The sequence below is a fragment of the Calothrix sp. PCC 6303 genome, from assembly GCF_000317435.1.
GTDB lineage: Bacteria > Cyanobacteriota > Cyanobacteriia > Cyanobacteriales > Nostocaceae > PCC-6303.
The window spans coordinates 17,858-36,920 of the sequence record NC_019727.1; the positions used below are offsets into that span (position 1 = coordinate 17,858).

The following is a 19,063-nucleotide window of genomic DNA, read 5'->3' on the forward strand; positions in this document are numbered from 1 at the left end:
TATAGCTGTGCTACAAGGATTTATTCGATAGAGAAAAAGAATATTTTATTTGTGCCTGGGCTGTGACAAGGTTTTTTTTAATCAAAATTGGGTAAATTTGGAGATAATTTAAAAGTGTAATATCTACACCATTGTCTGAATCGCTAATTTTGCCATTTTCTATATTGTTTCTAACAACATTTACGGCAGAAAAATTCGTCCGAGGCAGTGTTTTTGAGCTAGCCTGTGGGTGGGCAGGGCGCGGGTTGAACGCCAGCCATGTTGCCTTTATGCGCTGTACGCGCATAACGTCCCTGGGGGACGACGGCAACGGCTGGCTCTGCGAGGCTTTGTAGCACAGTTTGGTTAGCTGTTATGGGTAGTAAGACCAAAAGGGACGACGGTGTTTCCAGAAAAATTACGCATCCGGTGCGATTTGCGGAGGACGAGTACGAGCAATTGAAGCAGAAAGCCTACAATGCGCGGGTATCGGTGACGGAATTTATCCGCCGTGCAGCCCTGAGACGGCAAGTTGTAGAACCACCACCACCCCCACAGATAAATTGGAAATTGTACGAGGAATTAAACGCGATCGGCGTTAATCTGAATCAAATTGCTAAGGCTGTTAATCGAGCGGTAAAGTCGGGAAGGGGAGCAAATGTGGATGCGGGACGATTGCAAAACTTGGTCGATCGGTTAAATGCTGCGATTCGAGAAACCCAGATGCAGTTGTTGGAATGTGGGGTTACAGATGATGAGGAGGAGGATTGACATTGTAGAAAACGCACATAATTAGGTAAATTATTGTTTTTATAGGAGAGACACATGCAAAGTATTAGGGGTATAGCCGGAATACCAGCAAAATGGGACACGTTGTAAAGTTTCGTTAACTTTAATTGCCGAAACCATTGTTATTTCGTTGTTTCGAGCCATGACTTTGGTATCGGCTTAATTTGAGAACATCTCCAAAAATGATTGTTTATGGGCAAGCTTGAGGAATTGAAAGGGGTGAAAAGTTGATTTTAGCGTGCAAAACTTTGATTGCCCCAATACCATTTATGGGCAAGTTGGTAAATCAATAAAACACGTTTCGCAACATTTATTTACAACGTGTCCTGTTTTGCGCGTATCCCGGCTGAACCCCTATTAAGGTAGTCTCCCGTGTGGGGTCTGATGGCATTTTGCATCTCGACGTTCCTGTTGGAATGACGAACGAAGAATTAGAAGTTATGGTAATTTTTCAACCACTAAAATCATCCGTACAAGTAGAAACACCCCAAACATTGGGCTGGATGCCTGGTTTTTTTGAGGAAGTAATTGGGGGTTGGTCTGGAGAACCTTTAGAGCGGGGAAAGTTTTAAGATTAAAACATTATCTCACCATCTTCAAGCTTAGACTTTTTATCTTTTATACGTTTTAAATGCATTACTGCTTTTCTTGCTAAATTTGGAGCGATGTAAAGGTACTCTAAAATTGCCCTAATTAAATCATCCAAGATAGGAATTTCTTTACTGGTCAGTCCCTTAAAAGGCTCATGAGCGCCAACATTGCGTAATTGTCGAATTTTGTGAACAACTTCCACTAAATTGTTTGGAATTTCACCATTTTCAGCTAGAAATTTTAATTTTTCGTATATATCTTTTCCTTCTGCTTTACGTTCCTCACAGACCATATCTAAAGTACTCCCTAGAAGAATTGCATATGCATCAACATTAATGCTTCTTGCCTTTAATGCTGCTTTATATGCTTTTTGTATTGCAGAAGGTAAGTAAGATAATTCCAAACCTTGTGGTGGATACAGAGTTTCAATTCCCATTTCAATGGTTTCTGAATCCATAAAATCGTGTTGACAAGACTTCCGTAACGTTACTTCTTTGCAAGCTAGGCAAAGTAGTAAGCTATAATCGCACCCCGCATTTGGTGCATCATCATAATCATTAGGGTTGTACTCTACCGCATACTCGATATTTATCTTATTCGTATGAGGGTCGCCACATTCTTCTGGATAATAAGAATATTCATAGACAGATTCAGGTTCCGTAAGCAGAAAATAATTAGCCACAATATTCATTGGAGCGAAATTTCCACAATGTCTACACCTTAAGAATTCTGTAGTTTGCTTCACTATTTCGATTTTTACGATTAAGTTTAATGATATTTGACTATAACAGGCTCACTGTTATCATCAAAAGTAGTATTCATGCATAAATTATAAATTCACATCAAAAACGCTCAAGCTTATATATAGCAAAGCTTTTTAGTCAATGTTGTAGGCTTTGAGATGGATACTCGGCTTAATACCTCGTAGTTACTCCTTTTGGGGAATTTACCAGTGATTGCCAACCAATTAAAAAACCGCAGTTTCCGTTCCACCCTCGACTACGTACTGGAAAAAGAAGAAGCTGAAATTATTGACAGCAACATGGGTGGGTATAATTCCCGACAATTGGCAAAGGAATTTAGCGCAGCCAGACGAATGCGACCGAAATTCCAACGGGCTTGCGGTCACATAATTTTGTCCATCCCCCACCGCGATGCATCTCACCCACAGGGGGAATACCACGAGCATTTAGATGATGAAAAATACACGGATATTGCCCAGCGCTGGTTAAAAAGGATGGAATTCCTGGGGGATGGGCTGCACAAAAGCCAGTACGTAATTGCCCGTCACCACGACACAAACCACGAACACATCCATATAATTGCCAGCCGGATTCGCATGGATGGGTCAGTTGTACCCGACTCCTGGGATTACCGTCGCAGCGAAGTGGTAGTGCGGCAATTAGAGAAAGAATTTGGCTTGGAACAAGTACCCTGTAGCAACGAACAAGTAGCACAGAAAGTTCAAGAGATATCGGGAATTGACACAACCGTTTGCGATACTCCTGAAACAAAACCTCTTGTGGACGATATTCCTGTAGGGAGTCCTTACCGCGATCGCCGTGCCCAAACTAAAAAACAGAAACATCATTTTAGCGGTAAACCACCCGTCACCCAATTGCTAGCCGATGCTATCGACGCAGCAACTAAAGACAAACCCACTGTCACCGAACTAATTACCCGACTCCAACAACAGGATATTACAGTACATCCTAGCTTTAGCACCCAGGGGAAATTTAAAGACGCGATCGCTTATTCCATGAATGGGGTAAAGGTGGCTGGTTGGAAATTGGGCAAGGCTTATAGTTTCCCCGGATTGCTCCAGCGACGGGGTGTGGATTATCAGGCAGAAAGGGATATGGCAGCATTGAGAACAGCACAATTGGGGCTGTTGGTAAAACTGTCTGCTCCCCATAAAAAAGTAGATGATGGGTTTAGGAACTTTGACGCAAGTAGCCAGCAGCAGGTTTTTGATGACGAATTTAATAACTTTGATAAAAATAATCAGCAGTTTTTTAATAACGAATTAAGTGCCATCCAAGAAAATAGTTATCAGCCAGATAAACATTACAAATTAAATACCGAGCGCTCAAATAGCCACCAGTTTTTTAATAACGAATTAAGTGCTGACCAGGGAAATAGCCAGCAGCCAGATAAACATTACAAATTAAATGCCGAGCATTCAAATAAGCAAAAGCAAGATAAAGATGATAAAACAACTGTTAGTCAAAGAGCTAACCAACAAAAAAGTAAAGATGATAAAGCAATTGCGGTTAAAATAACAGACCAACAACTTGTTAAAGAGAATAAACCAACTGCTGCCCAGGAAACAAACCTTATTCAGAGCGAATATGCTACCAAAATCGCTCCTACCATCCAACTATTTTGGCAAATGCAAAAACGACCTCAACATATTGAGGGTAATCACTACAGCATTACATTGGAGGAAAACATCTTAACGCTAACGCGCAAAAGTGGTGAAAAGATTGCTGCGCTATCCGTGGACAACAGTTCGCCACCTCAAGGATTTGGTTTGACCGAATCTGATTTGGAGAGATTTTTAGATTTGCAACGAATACTTGCGGAGCGCATCGAACTTCAAAAGCGCCAAAAAAATCGAGGAATTGAATATTAGCTGGGAATAAGGAGACAGAACTAGAAAGCATGATTAAAAACGAACAGCAATATCAAATCACCAAGTCTTGGAAAGAGAAATTTCAACAAGCAATTATCAACCTGCACTGAATAGTGTTGACAAGTCGCATGAATTTTAGCACGAGAGTTTCGAGTTTTCTTTTAACTAATAATCAACTTCAACTACTTGATTTGGCGCTAGAATACCACCTACTTTTACTACTTCCAATTCTCCCACGATATGGGGGTATTGTGCTTTGACATTTTCAATTGCGAGATGGAGCGTTGCAGAAGAAGCAATATAAAGTTTTTCACTACCTTTAAATACCCAAATTGGACTTAACCAACTATGACGGGGTTGAAGTACGGATTGATGAATTATTGAGTGAGTTCTTTGGATAATTTGTTCGATGAAATCTTTGCTTAAAAATTCCTCTAATTCCGATTGGAAATATTTTTTAAGTTCGGTGTTGGAGATATGTTCGATGATATCGCCATCGACTTCGCTTGTCTGTAGGACATTGGATATCGATTCGTTAAATTCGGCAACCATCGAACAGATGTGGCGACTAACTTGGGAAATAATTGCATCAAAATCCCGTTCCGTGAGAATATGCCCTAGATGTTCGCGGAGTAATTGCCTCAAATTTTCGCCATTAATATTAATACTGCGGTTATCTAAATACTTAGAAAGTTTATCGCTCGGTATCCCACAACCAACTTCCCCATTGGCAGCATCTTCAGCTTCGATTAGTTCCATCAACCGTTGCGTTTGTAGCAAATCATTAGTTATACTTGGTATAGATTGGGTCATAATTTCCTACGTAAGGTTTCAAAGTAAACTAAGTTATCGGGTTCATCGGGGTCGGGACCACAATCAAGTAATCCTATTTTAAGCTTTTTGTAAAATGCGATTGCGCCTGGAAGGGCGTGGAGTCCAATACGTCCTTGATATCCCAACTCGTTGCTACGAACAACAGCAAAGTCAATTAAGTTACCACCAACACCTTTGTAAATAGGAGGGTAATTGATGGTAGAACGATTCCACGGTGCAGTATTATCCAAAAAGATTAAACTCTTGTGGGATGAGCATTCTTGCCTGTCACACTATGTAAACTAAGTAGGTCGGCGTTGAAAATCATAGTTATGAGCAGGCAGTAGGCAGTTGGGGTAAGACTTTGATCCCAATTTACATTACGTTACATAGTTGTGTTTATTCCCGCCTACTTACTTAGATGTGAAACAGCTTATACCTTCTTTTCCATCTTGAGAACCACCAAATGTATGGGGTTTAATTCTCACAACCCAAGCCAGGGACGCAGATTACCGCGCTTCACTTTTATTAAACTACCTGCTTGAGTTTTTACTGTAATTTCTCGACTCTGCCCTGCTTGCATGATTTCAACCCGTTTGCCCATGTAATCGGCATCCCGGTTTAAGCCAGGTCGCCATGCAGAATTAGCAGCCTCTTTTATATAGGCTATTTCCGATAGCGTACATTGAGCAGTGGCGGTTTCCAACTCCGTCTCAGATGCAGAAAGCACCAATTTACCCAGCACAACTTGTGTGTCCCACGCCTCAAGCATTTGTTCCAGTAGTGACGGGCTGTGATTGCTTAATTCAGTGGTAGCAGCGTCCGTCTCAGTGTAGGCAGTGTAGACCTGTTTTTCTGGTTGTGCAGACCTCAAATCCTCTCCCTGACTGGAATGTGTAGGAGTGTAGACTATTGGAGATGTAAGATTCTCTTCACGACTATTTTCTCCACGCGATGTTGGAGATGTAATATTCTCCTCACGACTATTTTCTTCACGCGACATTGGAGGTGGAATATTGCCCTCATGACTATTTTCTTCACGCGACATTGAAGATGGAATATTGCCCTCACGATTATTTTCTTCACGCGACATTGAAGATGGAATATTGCCCTCACGATTATTTTCTTCACATGATATTGGAGATGTAACATTCCCCTCACGATTATTTTCTTCACATGATATTGGAGATGTAACATTCCCCTCACGACTATTTTCTTGTCGTAGTTGATGAGATATCTGATTCTCTTTGGATAATAGATCAGACATAAAATTATCTACATTCCCTACACTTTCCTTACTGAACAAGGGTTTCAGGTCTCGATTAGGGTCTACACCTGGTTTACACTCCCTACATTCCCTACACTCCCCTAAGCGATCGCTAATCCGAGAACTTGTATCAGATACCTCCCTTAACAGCACCCCATATATCCTCCAGCCATTACCCTGCCTCGCTTCTCTCACGGAACGCCATCCCATCTCACGGCACAGTTCGAGCAAATGTCCTCGGAAATTGTTTTTGGTAAACAGAGACTTGGAATTATTTTCGTCACACATCCGAATATAGGCACCGTACAAAGTCCTGGCATCGTCCCCCTTACCACCCAACATGACGAATTTGTCAGGACTAGCAGGAATTAACATTTCCTCCATGAACAACGCTACCGAATCATTTTCAGTCTTGTGTAACCACTGTTGGCGTTTAAAATCTGGAATTGCTGCATCCCCCTCCCCTTTGATCAAATTCGTCACCTGTTGGTCGGGCATTCTTAAGGCAAGCGCAGTCAATTCTGGGACTTCCGCTTGCATTTTGTTCTCCACATCTGTATCCCTGATGGGCAATGATTCATCAAATGTTACCAGGGAAAGGCGGCGGTCTATGCCCGTGACATCCCCAACAAATGGGTTGGAGTTACTGATTACCACGATTGTGCCGTAGAATTTGCCGTTAGCTTGTGGTTTGTATTTGGCTATGTAGGGGATATTGTCACCGCCAGTGAGACTGAGCAACCCGGAAAAATCACATGTCCGTTTTTTCTCGTCTGGGCAGATAACTAGCTGTTTGTCAATGATTGCGGCAATCACATTGTCGTCTCCCAGCTTGTGAAGTTTGGCGCTGGTGTGATTGGGCTTCCCAACTACCTTTTCTAAAAGTCGAGCGTAAGTCCCTTTACCCGAACCAGGGACACCTTGGAGGTGGACGAACATCTGGAGGTCAACAAACCGGAATTTGATGACACCGTTAACTATCGCTAGTAGTTTCATAACTTTTAGCGGGTCGCCTTTTTGGGAATACATAGCCCAGGCGTAAAAGTTGGGGGCGTTAATTCGTAATTGGTCGAGTAAGGTGCTTGTGGGGTCAATTGCTACCAATTTGGGAAAATTATGTTCAAGGACGGAAATAAACCCAAATCCAGGGGCATGTGGGTGAGTTTTACCTGTTTTCACCTCATAGACACAATCGTTGAAAGCAATCCACTCCATGCGATTAAAGGTTTGCCAATGCTTGTCTACTAGCTCGCTTTTGAGGAACCTGACTGTATTTTCGATAAAGGAAAAGTAACCATAATTAATATTGGGTATTTCTTCGAGTGCGCGGTAAACCACCTGGGTGAAAATTAGCTCCTGTTCTGCTTCCCAGATTTTTCCGTTCCACCTGCGCCATACCTGGCGTTCTGCATCATATTTCCACTCGTGTCGATAACGGTCTGCTAGTATCTGCATGGCAATTTTGGGAGTTATTTTTTGTTGGTTAACATAGGAACCCGAAGACTCGAATAACTTCTCCCACCTTTCAATATTCACGGCTTTAGCCAGGATTTCTCGTTTAAAATTATCCGCCCCATGATTCATGATGTAATCGTCCATACCTTTATTTTTATTTTGAAACGATTCATCAACTTCCCACAACCCCGTAACGATGTATTGCGGTACTTTAAATTTTTTAATTTGGTTAACCAGCTTTCTTTGAGCCATGACTACGTTTGAGTTTGTGGCACAGTCAGCGTCAAATGCGTGGATAAAACCAAAACCTGCACGAGCAAATTTTTCTAGACCAGGAACAAGGTAACGCTTACCTTGGGGGTCAGCACTGGCTGGTGTTAAACCCATTTCTACCCCCAGGAGGGCAATGGTGGGTAGGTCGTGGGAACATCCAGCGATCGCTTTGAAAAATCCTTCTGTTAGCACCAAGCAGGGATGTCCGTCAATGGTGTAGCACAATAATTTTAATGCCTCTAAGTCATCCCAATAATTTGCTATCACTGGATGAATGGGCAGCATGACATCATATTCGCCGCGAGGACTGCGATATTTTGGAGCTTTTTCGTTGGATTTATTGTCGCTTCTCCAAGGTTTATCAGGACGTAACTGTCCTTGGTAGTTTGTACCTTCGAGCCAGATACCAGATGATTTTGCTGTGTACCCTAATAATTCTGATGCCGATGAAATGTCAACGCTGCGGCAATTAATTTCAATCCATTCTGGCAATAAGCCTCTATTGACGGTGCATTGCTCGTAATGCTTGCTATTTAAGCGCAACCGCAGCTTTTCGCTAGGAGATATAACTGCGGAGGATTGAGAATTATTTACTTTGTTTTCTTGGTTAGAGGCAGTGTTTGTTAAAGATTCCATGAAAGTCTCTCTCGGATGTGTGGTTTTTCTGAGAGAGCCGTAGTAGAATTAGGTCAAATTGGATTATTTGATGCCCACTTGGGGCGAGGCTGATGGAAGCTAGTAACTTCTGTCAGCCTTCTAATTTTTCTACGACTCGATGTAATGCCCACTTGGGGCGTTTAATGGTGCTAAACGTTAACAGACGAGTGCGATCGCTCTCGTCTGTTCTTGGCACAAGGGCGTTGTTGCCAAGTGCGATCGCAATCAAGTTGCGTGTTCAATATCGGGAAGGTTTTATCCCCGACTTGGAGTTTTTTGGCATATTCCCAGTCAAAGCTGTGTATGACATGGGTTTCCAGATATTGGGAAACGGTTTCGACGACGTTTTGATGATGAGATTTCGATGAATCGGCGTACATGGCTATTCTCCAAAGGTATTGTGTGGCGGTCTTTGGAGGGAGTGTGCGCTTTCGCTTGTCTGAAATTCTAGTTCTATCGCTGTTTTGTCGGATGCTTGACTACCGTTAAAAGTTCAGAAAGAGTCAAGGTTTTGGTTAGCTCACCAAAATTTATATGAAACTATGTCAAAAGTGATAGAAACTTGGTAACGACAATGCTAAGATTATGCGTAATGGGTTTACATACCCACTACGGCGCACGATGTTGCCTCTCAACTCATAGCCTTTTCAGTGTTTTCGGTCGGCAAACTTAATGGCACTGTCAGGTTAATGGAGAGTAACTCTGCTCCGCTCCTAATTCAATTGATAAAAATAAACTTAAGTTAAATGTTGTGGATGCTTTTATCCACCTAAGATGCTGCTCTTCATAGGCGGCATTTTTTGTCTGGACTTCCAAGCAACCGTAATAATCACCTCCACATAAATGTTAAATTCAGCAAATTTCGCCTTTGACGTGAACTTTGCCACGAAGAGAAGTCTGTGGGGACGGTCTTCGTCCACAAAACTAAGCCCTTTGGGCACGCTGCGTGTAGCTTGCTTCCACGTTCCTCGCAGAGGTTCCCGCAGGGTAGTGGTACGGGAAATACTCCCGGAGGTCAAGATTCACGAATCATTGTTGAGTGCATTTAACGACGGGGAAAGGAAGGTGCAGTTAAATCTACACGGCAGCCCTTGTAAATGCTTTAAAATACATACAAAAATAAGATAAGTGTATCTTTCGCATGTGATGGCAATACAAGAAAACTCTTAGATACCACAACGCATTTGTTTGTATAACTTCAGATTTTAGTACATATTCATACTTATCGATCCAGAGAAGGTAAATTTTTTTAAGATTCCGTATAGTTAGTATTTGTAATTAGTGTTCGTTGATACTTCCCTCTCCAGATGAAGATGAAAACGGCTAATAATCCTAATAACAAGAGCGCTCTTATTACCCTAAAAATAAAAGCGATTTAACGCCAAAATTGATGCCAGTTTTAAAATTGGCAAGCGTTAATTTATGTTAATTTTGGAGATTTTTAGGGATTATAAGGATTTGATCGAGCCAAAAGAAAAAGGTGTAATATACACAATTACACAAATAGCCAAAATATTTATATTTGTTGCATTTTCCGCAATCATTCCTGTTAGGTTTTCGCCATAAAACTGACCTCACATTTATATTAAAAATCATTAAATTAAATGAATCGTAGGAATTAAGCCACTGTCTTAACGTTACTAAGACTATGACTTATCCATTACATTCATTTATCTACACTTTCTTCGTGATTTATCTTGAAATAGTTGGCTATGGCTTTTTTGACTATCACCCGTGTTAGTTGGGGTACTGTCAAAAATTCTTTTTTAGCCCACTTCTCTAGGTTGTCAATATCCTCTTGGTCTAGTCGCAGTGTTATACGAGGCTTCTGGGATGGCATTCAACAAACAAGCATCTGTGGATGATAAATTAATAGGCTTCTTGGTCTGCTAAATGGTTTTGGACTTTGCTGGCTTCAGTTGTCATAGGTCTATTTCAAAGACGATAGCCCTTGCCTACATACTTTGTTCATACCTCCCTGAATTAGCTGCTTTCTCTTTTTTTTTGTTGGCGATCGCACGTTTGATGATGATTTTTGCTAGTTGGGTTGGGCTTAAAAATTCTTCTTTAGCCCACTCCTCTAGGTATTGGTATTCATCCTCCTCAACGCGAATTGTCATTTGCGGTTTCTTTGAAGGCATAGTCAAACTAATGAACTATGCCTAATTATTTAACCTTTAATGTTTTTACGCCATTAATGAGTCATAGTGTTTACAGGTGATTCACCTTTTGGATATAATATCACTAACAGCCGAAAAAAGTCACACAACAAAGGCAATAGAAGCTAGAAAGTGACGTTGAGGCTACCAATCACAGGCTTTTGACATCAAATCTTGCAGGAGGAAACTTCCCCCTACAAAGTTTGACAACCAATTACATTCCAGGCTGCAACCACGTTGCAGTTGGTTTTACGCTGGTCGGAGCCAGAATTTAAAGAATTGTTACGGAAAATATGAACCATGACAGTCGAATATTCAAATTCAGAAAACTGGCTAGCTAGCGTTAGCTATTGTGCCAGTTTGCGCTCGCTCGAACTAATTAGCGGTAAAGACCCCGGTGCAGGTTACGGAAAAGCAATTTACGGCGATATGACAGTTGTTGTACCCGCCGCTTACTCACTCCTGCGGAATCGTAATATTAACCACCATGAAACCATTGCCAATTCGGGAGCGTGGGTGCGCTACGTCGAAGGTTCTCGCTCGGACCTCAAGGAAAAACAATATTTTTGGGGAACAGCAGCCACCGCACAAGCCGACCACACCTTATTGCACGAAAACAAAGCCTTAAAAGCAGAATTAGCGCTAGAGAGCATTCTGGCTGATTTAGCTATTCTCAACGTGCCGGATGGGTCAAAACTGTGGATTAGCTTAAGCAACCACAACCCTGAAAAATGGGAAGAAGATATTAAACGCAAAGTACGGGGAGGTCACACCTTCCAACACAAAGACCCAGTTAGCCGCGAAATAGTCACCAAAACCATAGAAATTGCCATTACTGGCATTTATCCAGAAGGATTTGGCAGCATCGCCTATTGTTTGTTTGGCAATCAATCCTTGCACCTGGATGCTTCAGAAATTGCCATCGCCCTCGATATTGGTTCCTCAACCTGGTTAATTACCATCTTTAACGGCAGTGGCGCAGTCATAGACCGACATCTAATTGAAGGTGGTTGCGGCGAATTACATCGAGCGATCGCAGAAACATTGGATAAGCGCAACGACGGGACAAGCTTGTTGAGAAAAGATGTGAAACATTCTCCCAACCTGGTAAACCAAGGCATCCTAGCCGGAACCTTTACTTATGGGGGCAACCATCTGACTGGAAAAGTATTTAAAACCGAGTATGAACAATGCCTGCAAACATGGTGGGACACCAGGATAGAGAAATTCGCCAACTTTGTCACCAATAGCGGGTATTTAGACCAAGCTCAATACCTTGTGTGTTGGGGTGGGGGTGCAAGTTTGCCTCTCACACAGGAAAGACTGACGGACATAGGTTTTGTCACTCTCACAGAACCTCAATTTATCAACGCTCAAGGATTAAAACTGCTAACTGAAATTACTTTGGAGGACATCAGTAAATGAGTAATTATGCCTCGCGTCGAATTACCATTAGCTACTTTGCAGCCGAAGAAGTTTGCAAAATGGCTGGCTTACCCCTTGACGTTCCACCGCAGGCACTAGCAGGGGCAGTAGAAAAACTGATTTTCCAGTTTGAGAGCGATAGACAAGCCTCAAGCCAGCCAAAAGCCGAACCGCCTAAAACTCAGGTAGTGGAGGCAAATAAAAACGCGATCGCTGCAATGGTGAAAGGGTATCAAAGCAAGTGAGGGATGGCAAACTAACCGATTTATTAATCAAGCTTACGCTTAGAAAAAACTGAAAGTGAGCCAGCAACAAGACATGCAGAAAAAAAGGGACATCGAAACAGAGGGCTAAACGGATGAGCCAAGTAACTCATATATGGGACAGCACATTGCTGCGTAAAAGTGCCGTGTATCAAATAAATGGTTTCTTGTATCGCTATCTGTATAAAGATGGCAGCATTAAGCACTCCTCGTACCACTTCAGACCGCTTGCAGGTCAAAAAATCAAAGCTGATTTGAAGCTAAACCACAACAAGCTTACTAGTTGTTGTTATGAAGTTGAGGGAATACGTGCAACACGCAATACGACAGTTACAGATAAAACAGTTCAATTGAGTTTATTTTGAGAGCGATACCTAGCTCCTTCGGAGCAGCTTCGCCAACGGTCAGCTACGCTGTGGGAACGCTAACGCCCTACCGCCAAGTAAGAAAGCGTAGATGCTCCCGCAGCTTGTCGTTGGAAGCCTCTTGAAGAGTAGACATCGCCTCATTGATACCCAATAAAGGGGTGCATCTATCGCCGCAAAACGAAAATACACAACAAGCTTGATTTTAAACCATGTCAAAACCAATAGGCTATTACACCAACTACACCCCAGGTGACGAAGGATTGCTTGCCCAGATGCAGTCAGTTTGGGGCGCACAATTACAGGAATTGAACAATGCAGACCGACTTTGGATGATTTACAAACTCGCTGAAGAATTGTGTGCGGAGTTTGAGGAAGCATTAGAAATTGAGGATTTAACCGAAGGAGTAGAAGAAGCTGTAGAACGCTCAAACTCGGAACTTCAACAAAGCGATCGCTTAGGTCTAATCGAAGCCTTAGTCAACCAAGTCAAACACAGCAAGTAGGAACAATGGGACGCAATAAATACCAACTACAAGCCAGTTTGGGGTTGTTTAGCTTATTTCTAACTGCGTCCCCCCTATTTCTGAAATTACCTGCCCAATACCAGGCATTTAATAAAAATTCAGAAATGGAAGTGGATGCTGCGATCGCTTATTCCAAAACCAGAACCAGCGAACAAATCGAACGAGAACGAATCCAGCAACGCAAAGAAACCGCAGACACCTTACAGCGCACGGGAATATTACCCACCCACCAAAAACTTAAAATCCGCCGCTACTTCGACAATCCCAAACGCAACCCCAACCCCGATATCACAGGCTATCTAGAGGACGAAACCGTTTATGTATACGATTCTGCGGGGATTTGTATTGGACGGATAGAAAACCGCCAATGGTATTGGAAGCATTGGTATAAAAATGCCTGCGATAATTCACCTGCTCAGTAAGGAAATCAAAATCCTGTGATGATTCACTGGCGAATCAACAGTATAAATTATCTCTGCAATTGTGCATTTACTCAGTAAGGAAATCAAAATACCTGCAATGATTCACCCATTTTTGAGCCAGGTATAAATTGTCTAGTTGTGATGTGACAAAACGCATCCTTCCTTACCCAAAAAGAAGCAGAAAAAGGCATTTGCAAAGTAAAGCAAAAATGGTTCGCCAGAAAAAGCCAGTATAAATTGTATCTTTAATCAAAAATCCACTCAGTAAGGAAGTAAAACAATATCCCCAACAACTCGCCTATTCAGTAAGGAGATAAAAATGCCTCCAACAATTCATCAGTTTGGTAGGGATTTTAAAACAATATCTCCAATAAGTAACCCACTCAGTAAGGAGGTAAAAAATGTCAGCATTAGGAGAAAAAGACGCATCCCAAAGCAAGAAAGAGGAACAGAAAAAGGGGGTAAGCGAATACATCGAAATCATTGCCCAATGGGTCGTAGACATTATTTCTATCCCCTTCCAGTTCGCTGGGGCGATAATGTCTCAATTCGTACAACCAGGCACATCAGGAGCGAAAATTCTAGGGATGTTGATGTTTGCTGGTGGCGTTGTCCTCTCCGCCGATGGAATCTGGCAAACCCTGTTTCAAGGAACACCAATGTTTCCGTGGTTTGAACGCGGTTGGATAGGTTGGTTTGGCTGGTTAACCGTGTGGTTTAATCCCCTATTCTGGCTTTCTATCGTAGTTTCTTGGTGCATTCAACAAGCCGAGGCGAAAACCCTCAGAGGTAAAAAACCTAACCTTGCCAAGACGGAATTTGACGAATCTAAACAATATTCCCTTCCCTCCAAACCTTCCGGATCAATTGACCTAACCAAAGCACTTTGGGGCGATTATAAAAGGGCGGGTATGCGGGAACGGCATTCAGGTGGCTTAATTGCTCTACTGATTTGGACGTTAGATTTTGTCACCACCTTCTACAGTCGTAATCCCTTTGGTTTTACAGACCCTGGTCAAGTCATGGGGTGTATAGTTTATAACTTTGCCACCATGATGGCAGGGGAAATTGGTTGGAATTTGTGGAAACACAGTAAACGGTAAATATAGTTTTGGTTTTGCGGTGTGCGATAGCGTTCGCGTAGCGTGTCCCCTTGGGACTCAGTGCCGACCTGTCGGTTCGCAATTATGCGGAGACTCCATGCGATCGCGTTGGCGTAGTCTGTCCCCTTGGGACTTAGCGCCGACCTGTCGGTTCGCATTTTTGGTGTTGCTGAAGATAAAAAACAAGTATTTAAAGCTCCTACTCTCTGGGACTTTGGGAGAGACAAGTTCATCGTTTGAATCAGCAACACCGCATTTTTTGACGGCTATAAATAACCAGAAACGAGACTAGTACAGCACGGTGTAAATAACCAGACCATTATTTAACCCTGAAAAGCCTAGTAATAAACGGCTTTTCCCCACTGCCTACTGCCTACTCACTACTGCCTTGACGTACTAGTCAATCATCAAAAGCAACGAGACTGAATCAAAATGCCCGCGACTTTTATGAGGGTGACAATAATGGACTTCATCAACCATCAACCAGACTCCAATCCCCACTTCTCACCAAAACCTGCCACTGGGGATGGTCAAAGTGACAATCAAAGCGGCGTAACACCTATTAAACCCCCAGTACCCCAATTAACCACACCAGAAACCGCACGGCTACGAGAAAATTATCCCAGCATCGAACATCTGGAAGCTGGAAACGTTGCCGCATGGTTACAGGAACGACAAGACCAATTACTCAGCCGTGCAACCGAAGGACGGGCAAGCATGAATTTAGCCAAATTAATCACTTTGGCTGGTGGTGCAGTGGGGGCAGTTTGTTACGCTACCAGTCCCATAGCACCCATTGCGGCATTGATTGGCTTTGGTTCCTATATTTGGACAGTTGCCAAAGACAACAACGCCACCCATAAATTTGCCCCCGTTCCCTTTATTCGTGGCAGCTTCTGGGAATTTCTCAGTGCAATGGGTGATGCCGAGGCACGAGAAGAATGGTTTAGCAACCAGGATGACTTATTAGATTTACTTTCCCACATGGAACGGATGGAGCGTACCGAATACGCCATGTTGAGGGAATTTAAGCAGGAATTGACCGATTATTTGAGTATTGTTGACTCTGGCAAGAAATTCTATGCCTATCGTTGGTTATTGGATTGTTTCGAGCAGTATCGGGGAAGCTTGCCCAGTGCCAAGACCTTGAAACAGCATTTAGAAATTGTCACAGTTGACCCCCGCACGGACTTTGAGCAAGTAAATGCCCTGATTCAACACCAATCCCAACAGCAACAACCCCGCATTATTGACCTACCACCAGGACGGATTAACGATTTACCACCGGGTAAAATCAATGATTCGTCTTTGGGGAATATTAACGATTCAGCATCAAGAAACATCAATGATTCGTCTTTGGGCGATATTAACGATTTATCATCAAGAAAAAACAATGATTTATCCCCAGGAAATATCCATGATTTAGCATCGAGAAAAACCAATGATTCATCCTTGAGCGATATTAACGATTTAGCATCGAGAAAAACCAATGAGTTATCCCCAGAAAATATCCACGATTTACAAAAGTCCCCACACAACCCAACAACACCAAACCGGGACGAGTTATTAAAACTGCCACTCACAGCCAGAGCAGAGGCAATTATCAAAGCCTTGACTGAGGGTGGTTTTGATATCGCCAAGTGCATCCAAGACCAAATTTCTGCGATCGCAGGTAATCAACGCGGGGGAAAGGGAACCCTAATGGCTATCCTGGCTATTCTCAGCTTCGCGCTTAATCCCCAAACCAAAATCCACTATTTCACGGCTGGGGATGACATCTACCCTTTCAAATGCGACAAGTTATTATGCCGTTTGAATTGGCATAATTTAGATGGTTCTGAGGCAGATGCAAAGGTCGCCCAAGCGTTATTTAAGTATCTCAAAAAAATGGATAACGCGACTCAGGGGGAATACGATGATGTAATTTTGGTTATCGATGAGGCAGTTGCTTTATCTGGTTATTTAACCGATGACCAAAAAGAATGGATGGTCAAATACATACTTACCCGTGCTAGTAAGAAAGGCGCTCAAATTTTTGTTGTCTTGCATGGCAAGCATTTATCAACTTGGGTTGGTAAAAATACCAATGGTATGGCAGATACTTTTAAATCGGGAGTATCGTTTATTGGCTGTGAATCTACCAGCATTCAAGTGTCAGCATTGAAGAGAATTTCTGTGGCTACAGGGCGTTATTTTTTAGCTGACCCAGATAGCTTTGATAAGGCTGTTAAAGGGGGCGAAATTGGGGTTTTACCTGATTGGATAAAAACAGAAAAGCATCCCGTTAATGGTCAACCTGACCCCGCTAGAACATTGCTTACTTTCTTCCCGGAATTGGTGGATAATAACCCTAATTTTGATAATTCATCATCTGGGGAAGATATATGCGAAACAATTAAAGTTGACCGCAGTGCAACAGTTGAATCCTTAGAGAATCTCTGGAAATTATCAGTGCCAGAAGTAGACTTTGAGTCAGAAATTGATGAGGCATTTTTGAGTCTCATTCTGGAACTAGTTGCAAAAGCTTCTGCGTTCCCAGTGTCGTTTGAAGCAATCCGAAAGCATAAATCTTGGGAGCGAGATTGGGGATTAAAGAATCCTGGTAGGGGAACATTGAGAGCCGCATTATCTAAGTTAGTTATAGAGCAAAGATTGAATGGTAATGAAAAAGAAGGCTACCTTTTACCTAATAAAAGCTAATGACTGTTCCAAGCGTTCCCAAGATTAGATAGTGGGGCTTGACCACGCAATCCCAAGGGTTCCCAGCATTGGGAACGGTGGGAACCTGGGAACAGGAACGTCGCGTTCATGGATATAAATGACATCCGATAAAGCTTCAAAATAACAATTGCTCCACCGGATAATATCAATATCTTAAACAAACATATCCAATATTAGAGAAACAATCGACACTTCGTTTATAACTAGAAAGCAGCAAGCATATTTAGAATTTACTGGCAGTGGTATGAAGTCAGCTTCAAGTGACGAATGAGTGTTAGTTAAAACTACATTATTTTTATTGATTAAATTGTGTTTAACATGCATCTCTATCCCGCCATGCATCGCGGGAACACAATTATATTCTTACAAGGAAGAGCAACTGAATACAAGTAATTAAAATACATTTTGTTCATTATTAAAATGTATAAAAACAGGTAAAATAATATTAGTTGCATCTAGATAAATTCAGCAATCAAATTAAATGACGCGCTTTATACATGACCAATTCGCCAAAGACTACCTTGAAGAGTTACTAAAAGATTATGGAGAAGTTAAGCCATCAGAAAAAGTTTCTGGAGAGATTAAAGAAATAGATGTTTTATTTACTCCTTCAGCGCGACAAACCGCTAATTTACAACTGCTAGGGTTGCTGGGAAGATTTGCCGAATATCCTGCAATATTAGAGCCATTTCGCAATCCTGCTTCTAGCGATGAAATCTGCGATTGCATAGTGAAATTATTAGAAGTCAAAGCCGAACTGCGACGGGAAGCTAAGGGAAACAAAACCAAACTCCAAGAAGAGACAATACCCAAATTGTGGGTTCTGACTCCAACTGCATCTCCAGCAATATTATCCAGCTTTAACGTTAACCGAAAAGAGGAATTTGTTCCTGGAGTATACTTTTTAGGTGATGCCTTACGGACAGCAATTGTTGCCATACACCAACTACCGCTCACACCAGAAACGTTATGGTTGAGGGTTTTGGGTAGGGGAAGGGTTCAGGAACAAGCCATTGTCGAGCTGCAAGCGCTACCATTAAATCATCCATACCAGCAAGCAACACTCGAATTAGTTTATAACCTGCGCGAAAATTTGAGAGTAAATCAAGAATTAGAAGAAGAGGACAGGGAGTTAATTATGCGATTGGAACCACTTTATCAAAGAGACAAAGAACAAGCTATACAGTCAGGAGAGCAACGTTTAATTCTGCGTTTGCTCAATTGCCGTATTGGTGAAATTAATGCATCATTAATCGAGCGAGTTCGAGGACTATCGATCGAACAATTAGAGAATTTAGGAGAGGCATTGTTAGACTTTTCTGGTGTTGCCGATTTAGAAGCTTGGTTGAATCAACAAGAAGGATAAATCATCGGCAAGGGACTAGCGTCAAAATAAAGTACCAGATGAAAACTCTGAATCCAGTATAAAACGGTAAAGTCTGATTGGTATATCGGTATATTATTTAATTGCAAGTCCCTAAACTAGTTAAATTGTAGAAAAGTTGGGGATGACCTCTCCGATTACAGCGCTTCCGGCTATTATGCAATATAGTTTTTCTCCTTACTCCTCTCCTATCATCGCTTTCAGCTTTTAGGATGTACCTCATAGCTGCCGGAAG

The 19,063-nt window shown here is 42.1% G+C and carries 17 protein-coding genes; 11 read left to right on the plus strand and 6 right to left on the minus strand.

Annotated elements, in window-relative coordinates; translation table 11 throughout:
• Window positions 1-10: 10 nt before the first annotated feature.
• Window positions 11-286, minus strand: coding sequence for a hypothetical protein (locus CAL6303_RS30565; RefSeq protein ID WP_015173898.1), 276 nt, complete (start codon window positions 284-286; stop codon window positions 11-13).
• A gap of 68 nt (window positions 287-354) precedes the next feature.
• Between CAL6303_RS30565 and CAL6303_RS27585 the strand changes: the two genes are divergently transcribed.
• Window positions 355-750 carry a plasmid mobilization protein gene (locus CAL6303_RS27585; RefSeq protein ID WP_015173899.1) on the plus strand — a complete coding sequence of 132 codons (396 nt, stop codon included), beginning with the start codon at window positions 355-357 and terminating at the stop codon, window positions 748-750.
• A 434-nt stretch (window positions 751-1,184) separates the two neighbouring features.
• Entirely contained in the window at window positions 1,185-1,340 is a 156-nt protein-coding gene (locus tag CAL6303_RS27590) for a hypothetical protein (protein WP_238993849.1), read from the plus strand.
• Window positions 1,341-1,342: 2 nt separating this feature from the next.
• Here the strand turns inward: CAL6303_RS27590 and CAL6303_RS27595 are convergent, their stop codons facing one another.
• Window positions 1,343-2,050, minus strand: coding sequence for a DUF4145 domain-containing protein (locus CAL6303_RS27595; protein WP_015173901.1), 708 nt, complete (start codon window positions 2,048-2,050; stop codon window positions 1,343-1,345).
• A 261-nt stretch (window positions 2,051-2,311) separates the two neighbouring features.
• Between CAL6303_RS27595 and CAL6303_RS28740 the strand changes: the two genes are divergently transcribed.
• Window positions 2,312-3,994, plus strand: a complete 1,683-nt coding sequence (locus CAL6303_RS28740) for a relaxase/mobilization nuclease domain-containing protein (RefSeq protein WP_015173902.1) — start codon at window positions 2,312-2,314, stop codon at window positions 3,992-3,994.
• A 165-nt stretch (window positions 3,995-4,159) separates the two neighbouring features.
• On the opposite strand, the gene CAL6303_RS27605 is transcribed toward CAL6303_RS28740, so the two are convergent.
• The 3 genes from CAL6303_RS27605 to CAL6303_RS27615 all read right to left on the minus strand — a co-directional run bounded on the left by CAL6303_RS27605 (window position 4,160) and on the right by CAL6303_RS27615 (window position 8,438).
• Window positions 4,160-4,807 (minus strand): hypothetical protein, encoded by a 648-nt coding sequence (locus tag CAL6303_RS27605; RefSeq protein WP_015173903.1) that lies wholly within the window; start codon window positions 4,805-4,807, stop codon window positions 4,160-4,162.
• Window positions 4,804-5,058 carry a GNAT family N-acetyltransferase gene (locus CAL6303_RS27610; RefSeq protein ID WP_051036839.1) on the minus strand — a complete coding sequence of 85 codons (255 nt, stop codon included), beginning with the start codon at window positions 5,056-5,058 and terminating at the stop codon, window positions 4,804-4,806. Before CAL6303_RS27610 ends, CAL6303_RS27605 begins: the two co-directional genes overlap by 4 nt.
• A gap of 233 nt (window positions 5,059-5,291) precedes the next feature.
• Window positions 5,292-8,438 (minus strand): DUF3854 domain-containing protein, encoded by a 3,147-nt coding sequence (locus CAL6303_RS27615; protein WP_015173904.1) that lies wholly within the window; start codon window positions 8,436-8,438, stop codon window positions 5,292-5,294.
• A 92-nt stretch (window positions 8,439-8,530) separates the two neighbouring features.
• Between CAL6303_RS27615 and CAL6303_RS30085 the strand changes: the two genes are divergently transcribed.
• Entirely contained in the window at window positions 8,531-8,827 is a 297-nt protein-coding gene (locus CAL6303_RS30085; RefSeq protein ID WP_144051160.1) for a hypothetical protein, read from the plus strand.
• A gap of 1,587 nt (window positions 8,828-10,414) precedes the next feature.
• Here the strand turns inward: CAL6303_RS30085 and CAL6303_RS27630 are convergent.
• Complete coding sequence (locus CAL6303_RS27630) at window positions 10,415-10,600, minus strand: hypothetical protein (protein WP_015173907.1); 186 nt, start codon at window positions 10,598-10,600, stop codon at window positions 10,415-10,417.
• 318 nt (window positions 10,601-10,918) lie between these two features.
• On the opposite strand from CAL6303_RS27630, the gene CAL6303_RS27635 reads away from it, so the two are divergent.
• From CAL6303_RS27635 to CAL6303_RS27670, 7 genes are all read left to right on the plus strand, one after another.
• Window positions 10,919-12,043: a ParM/StbA family protein gene (locus CAL6303_RS27635; RefSeq protein WP_015173908.1), complete on the plus strand. Its 1,125-nt coding sequence runs from the start codon at window positions 10,919-10,921 to the stop codon at window positions 12,041-12,043.
• Entirely contained in the window at window positions 12,040-12,288 is a 249-nt protein-coding gene (locus CAL6303_RS27640; RefSeq protein ID WP_015173909.1) for a hypothetical protein, read from the plus strand. Before CAL6303_RS27635 ends, CAL6303_RS27640 begins: the two co-directional genes overlap by 4 nt.
• 595 nt (window positions 12,289-12,883) lie before the next feature.
• Window positions 12,884-13,177, plus strand: coding sequence for a hypothetical protein (locus CAL6303_RS27645; RefSeq protein ID WP_015173911.1), 294 nt, complete (start codon window positions 12,884-12,886; stop codon window positions 13,175-13,177).
• Between the two features lie 5 nt (window positions 13,178-13,182).
• The gene (locus CAL6303_RS27650; RefSeq protein WP_015173912.1) at window positions 13,183-13,620 is read left to right on the plus strand and encodes a hypothetical protein; all 438 of its coding nucleotides are present in this window, start codon (window positions 13,183-13,185) and stop codon (window positions 13,618-13,620) included.
• A 401-nt stretch (window positions 13,621-14,021) separates the two neighbouring features.
• The gene (locus CAL6303_RS27655; RefSeq protein WP_015173913.1) at window positions 14,022-14,723 is read left to right on the plus strand and encodes a hypothetical protein; all 702 of its coding nucleotides are present in this window, start codon (window positions 14,022-14,024) and stop codon (window positions 14,721-14,723) included.
• A 462-nt stretch (window positions 14,724-15,185) separates the two neighbouring features.
• The gene (locus CAL6303_RS28745) at window positions 15,186-17,423 is read left to right on the plus strand and encodes a hypothetical protein (RefSeq protein WP_015173914.1); all 2,238 of its coding nucleotides are present in this window, start codon (window positions 15,186-15,188) and stop codon (window positions 17,421-17,423) included.
• Window positions 17,424-17,925: 502 nt separating this feature from the next.
• Window positions 17,926-18,810, plus strand: coding sequence for a DUF4351 domain-containing protein (locus CAL6303_RS27670; RefSeq protein WP_015173915.1), 885 nt, complete (start codon window positions 17,926-17,928; stop codon window positions 18,808-18,810).
• The last annotated feature ends 253 nt before the right edge of the window (window positions 18,811-19,063 follow it).

Coding starts and splice junctions, on each gene's coding strand:
- CAL6303_RS30565 (WP_015173898.1), bottom strand. CDS start 286: ATGCGCGTACAGCGCATAAAGGCAACATGGCTGGCGTTCAACCCGCGC.
- CAL6303_RS27585 (WP_015173899.1), top strand. CDS start 355: ATGGGTAGTAAGACCAAAAGGGACGACGGTGTTTCCAGAAAAATTACG.
- CAL6303_RS27590 (WP_238993849.1), top strand. CDS start 1,185: ATGACGAACGAAGAATTAGAAGTTATGGTAATTTTTCAACCACTAAAA.
- CAL6303_RS27595 (WP_015173901.1), bottom strand. CDS start 2,050: ATGAATATTGTGGCTAATTATTTTCTGCTTACGGAACCTGAATCTGTC.
- CAL6303_RS27605 (WP_015173903.1), bottom strand. CDS start 4,807: ATGACCCAATCTATACCAAGTATAACTAATGATTTGCTACAAACGCAA.
- CAL6303_RS27615 (WP_015173904.1), bottom strand. CDS start 8,438: ATGGAATCTTTAACAAACACTGCCTCTAACCAAGAAAACAAAGTAAAT.
- CAL6303_RS30085 (WP_144051160.1), top strand. CDS start 8,531: ATGGAAGCTAGTAACTTCTGTCAGCCTTCTAATTTTTCTACGACTCGA.
- CAL6303_RS27630 (WP_015173907.1), bottom strand. CDS start 10,600: ATGCCTTCAAAGAAACCGCAAATGACAATTCGCGTTGAGGAGGATGAA.
- CAL6303_RS27635 (WP_015173908.1), top strand. CDS start 10,919: ATGACAGTCGAATATTCAAATTCAGAAAACTGGCTAGCTAGCGTTAGC.
- CAL6303_RS27640 (WP_015173909.1), top strand. CDS start 12,040: ATGAGTAATTATGCCTCGCGTCGAATTACCATTAGCTACTTTGCAGCC.
- CAL6303_RS27645 (WP_015173911.1), top strand. CDS start 12,884: ATGTCAAAACCAATAGGCTATTACACCAACTACACCCCAGGTGACGAA.
- CAL6303_RS27650 (WP_015173912.1), top strand. CDS start 13,183: ATGGGACGCAATAAATACCAACTACAAGCCAGTTTGGGGTTGTTTAGC.
- CAL6303_RS27655 (WP_015173913.1), top strand. CDS start 14,022: ATGTCAGCATTAGGAGAAAAAGACGCATCCCAAAGCAAGAAAGAGGAA.
- CAL6303_RS28745 (WP_015173914.1), top strand. CDS start 15,186: ATGGACTTCATCAACCATCAACCAGACTCCAATCCCCACTTCTCACCA.
- CAL6303_RS27670 (WP_015173915.1), top strand. CDS start 17,926: ATGACGCGCTTTATACATGACCAATTCGCCAAAGACTACCTTGAAGAG.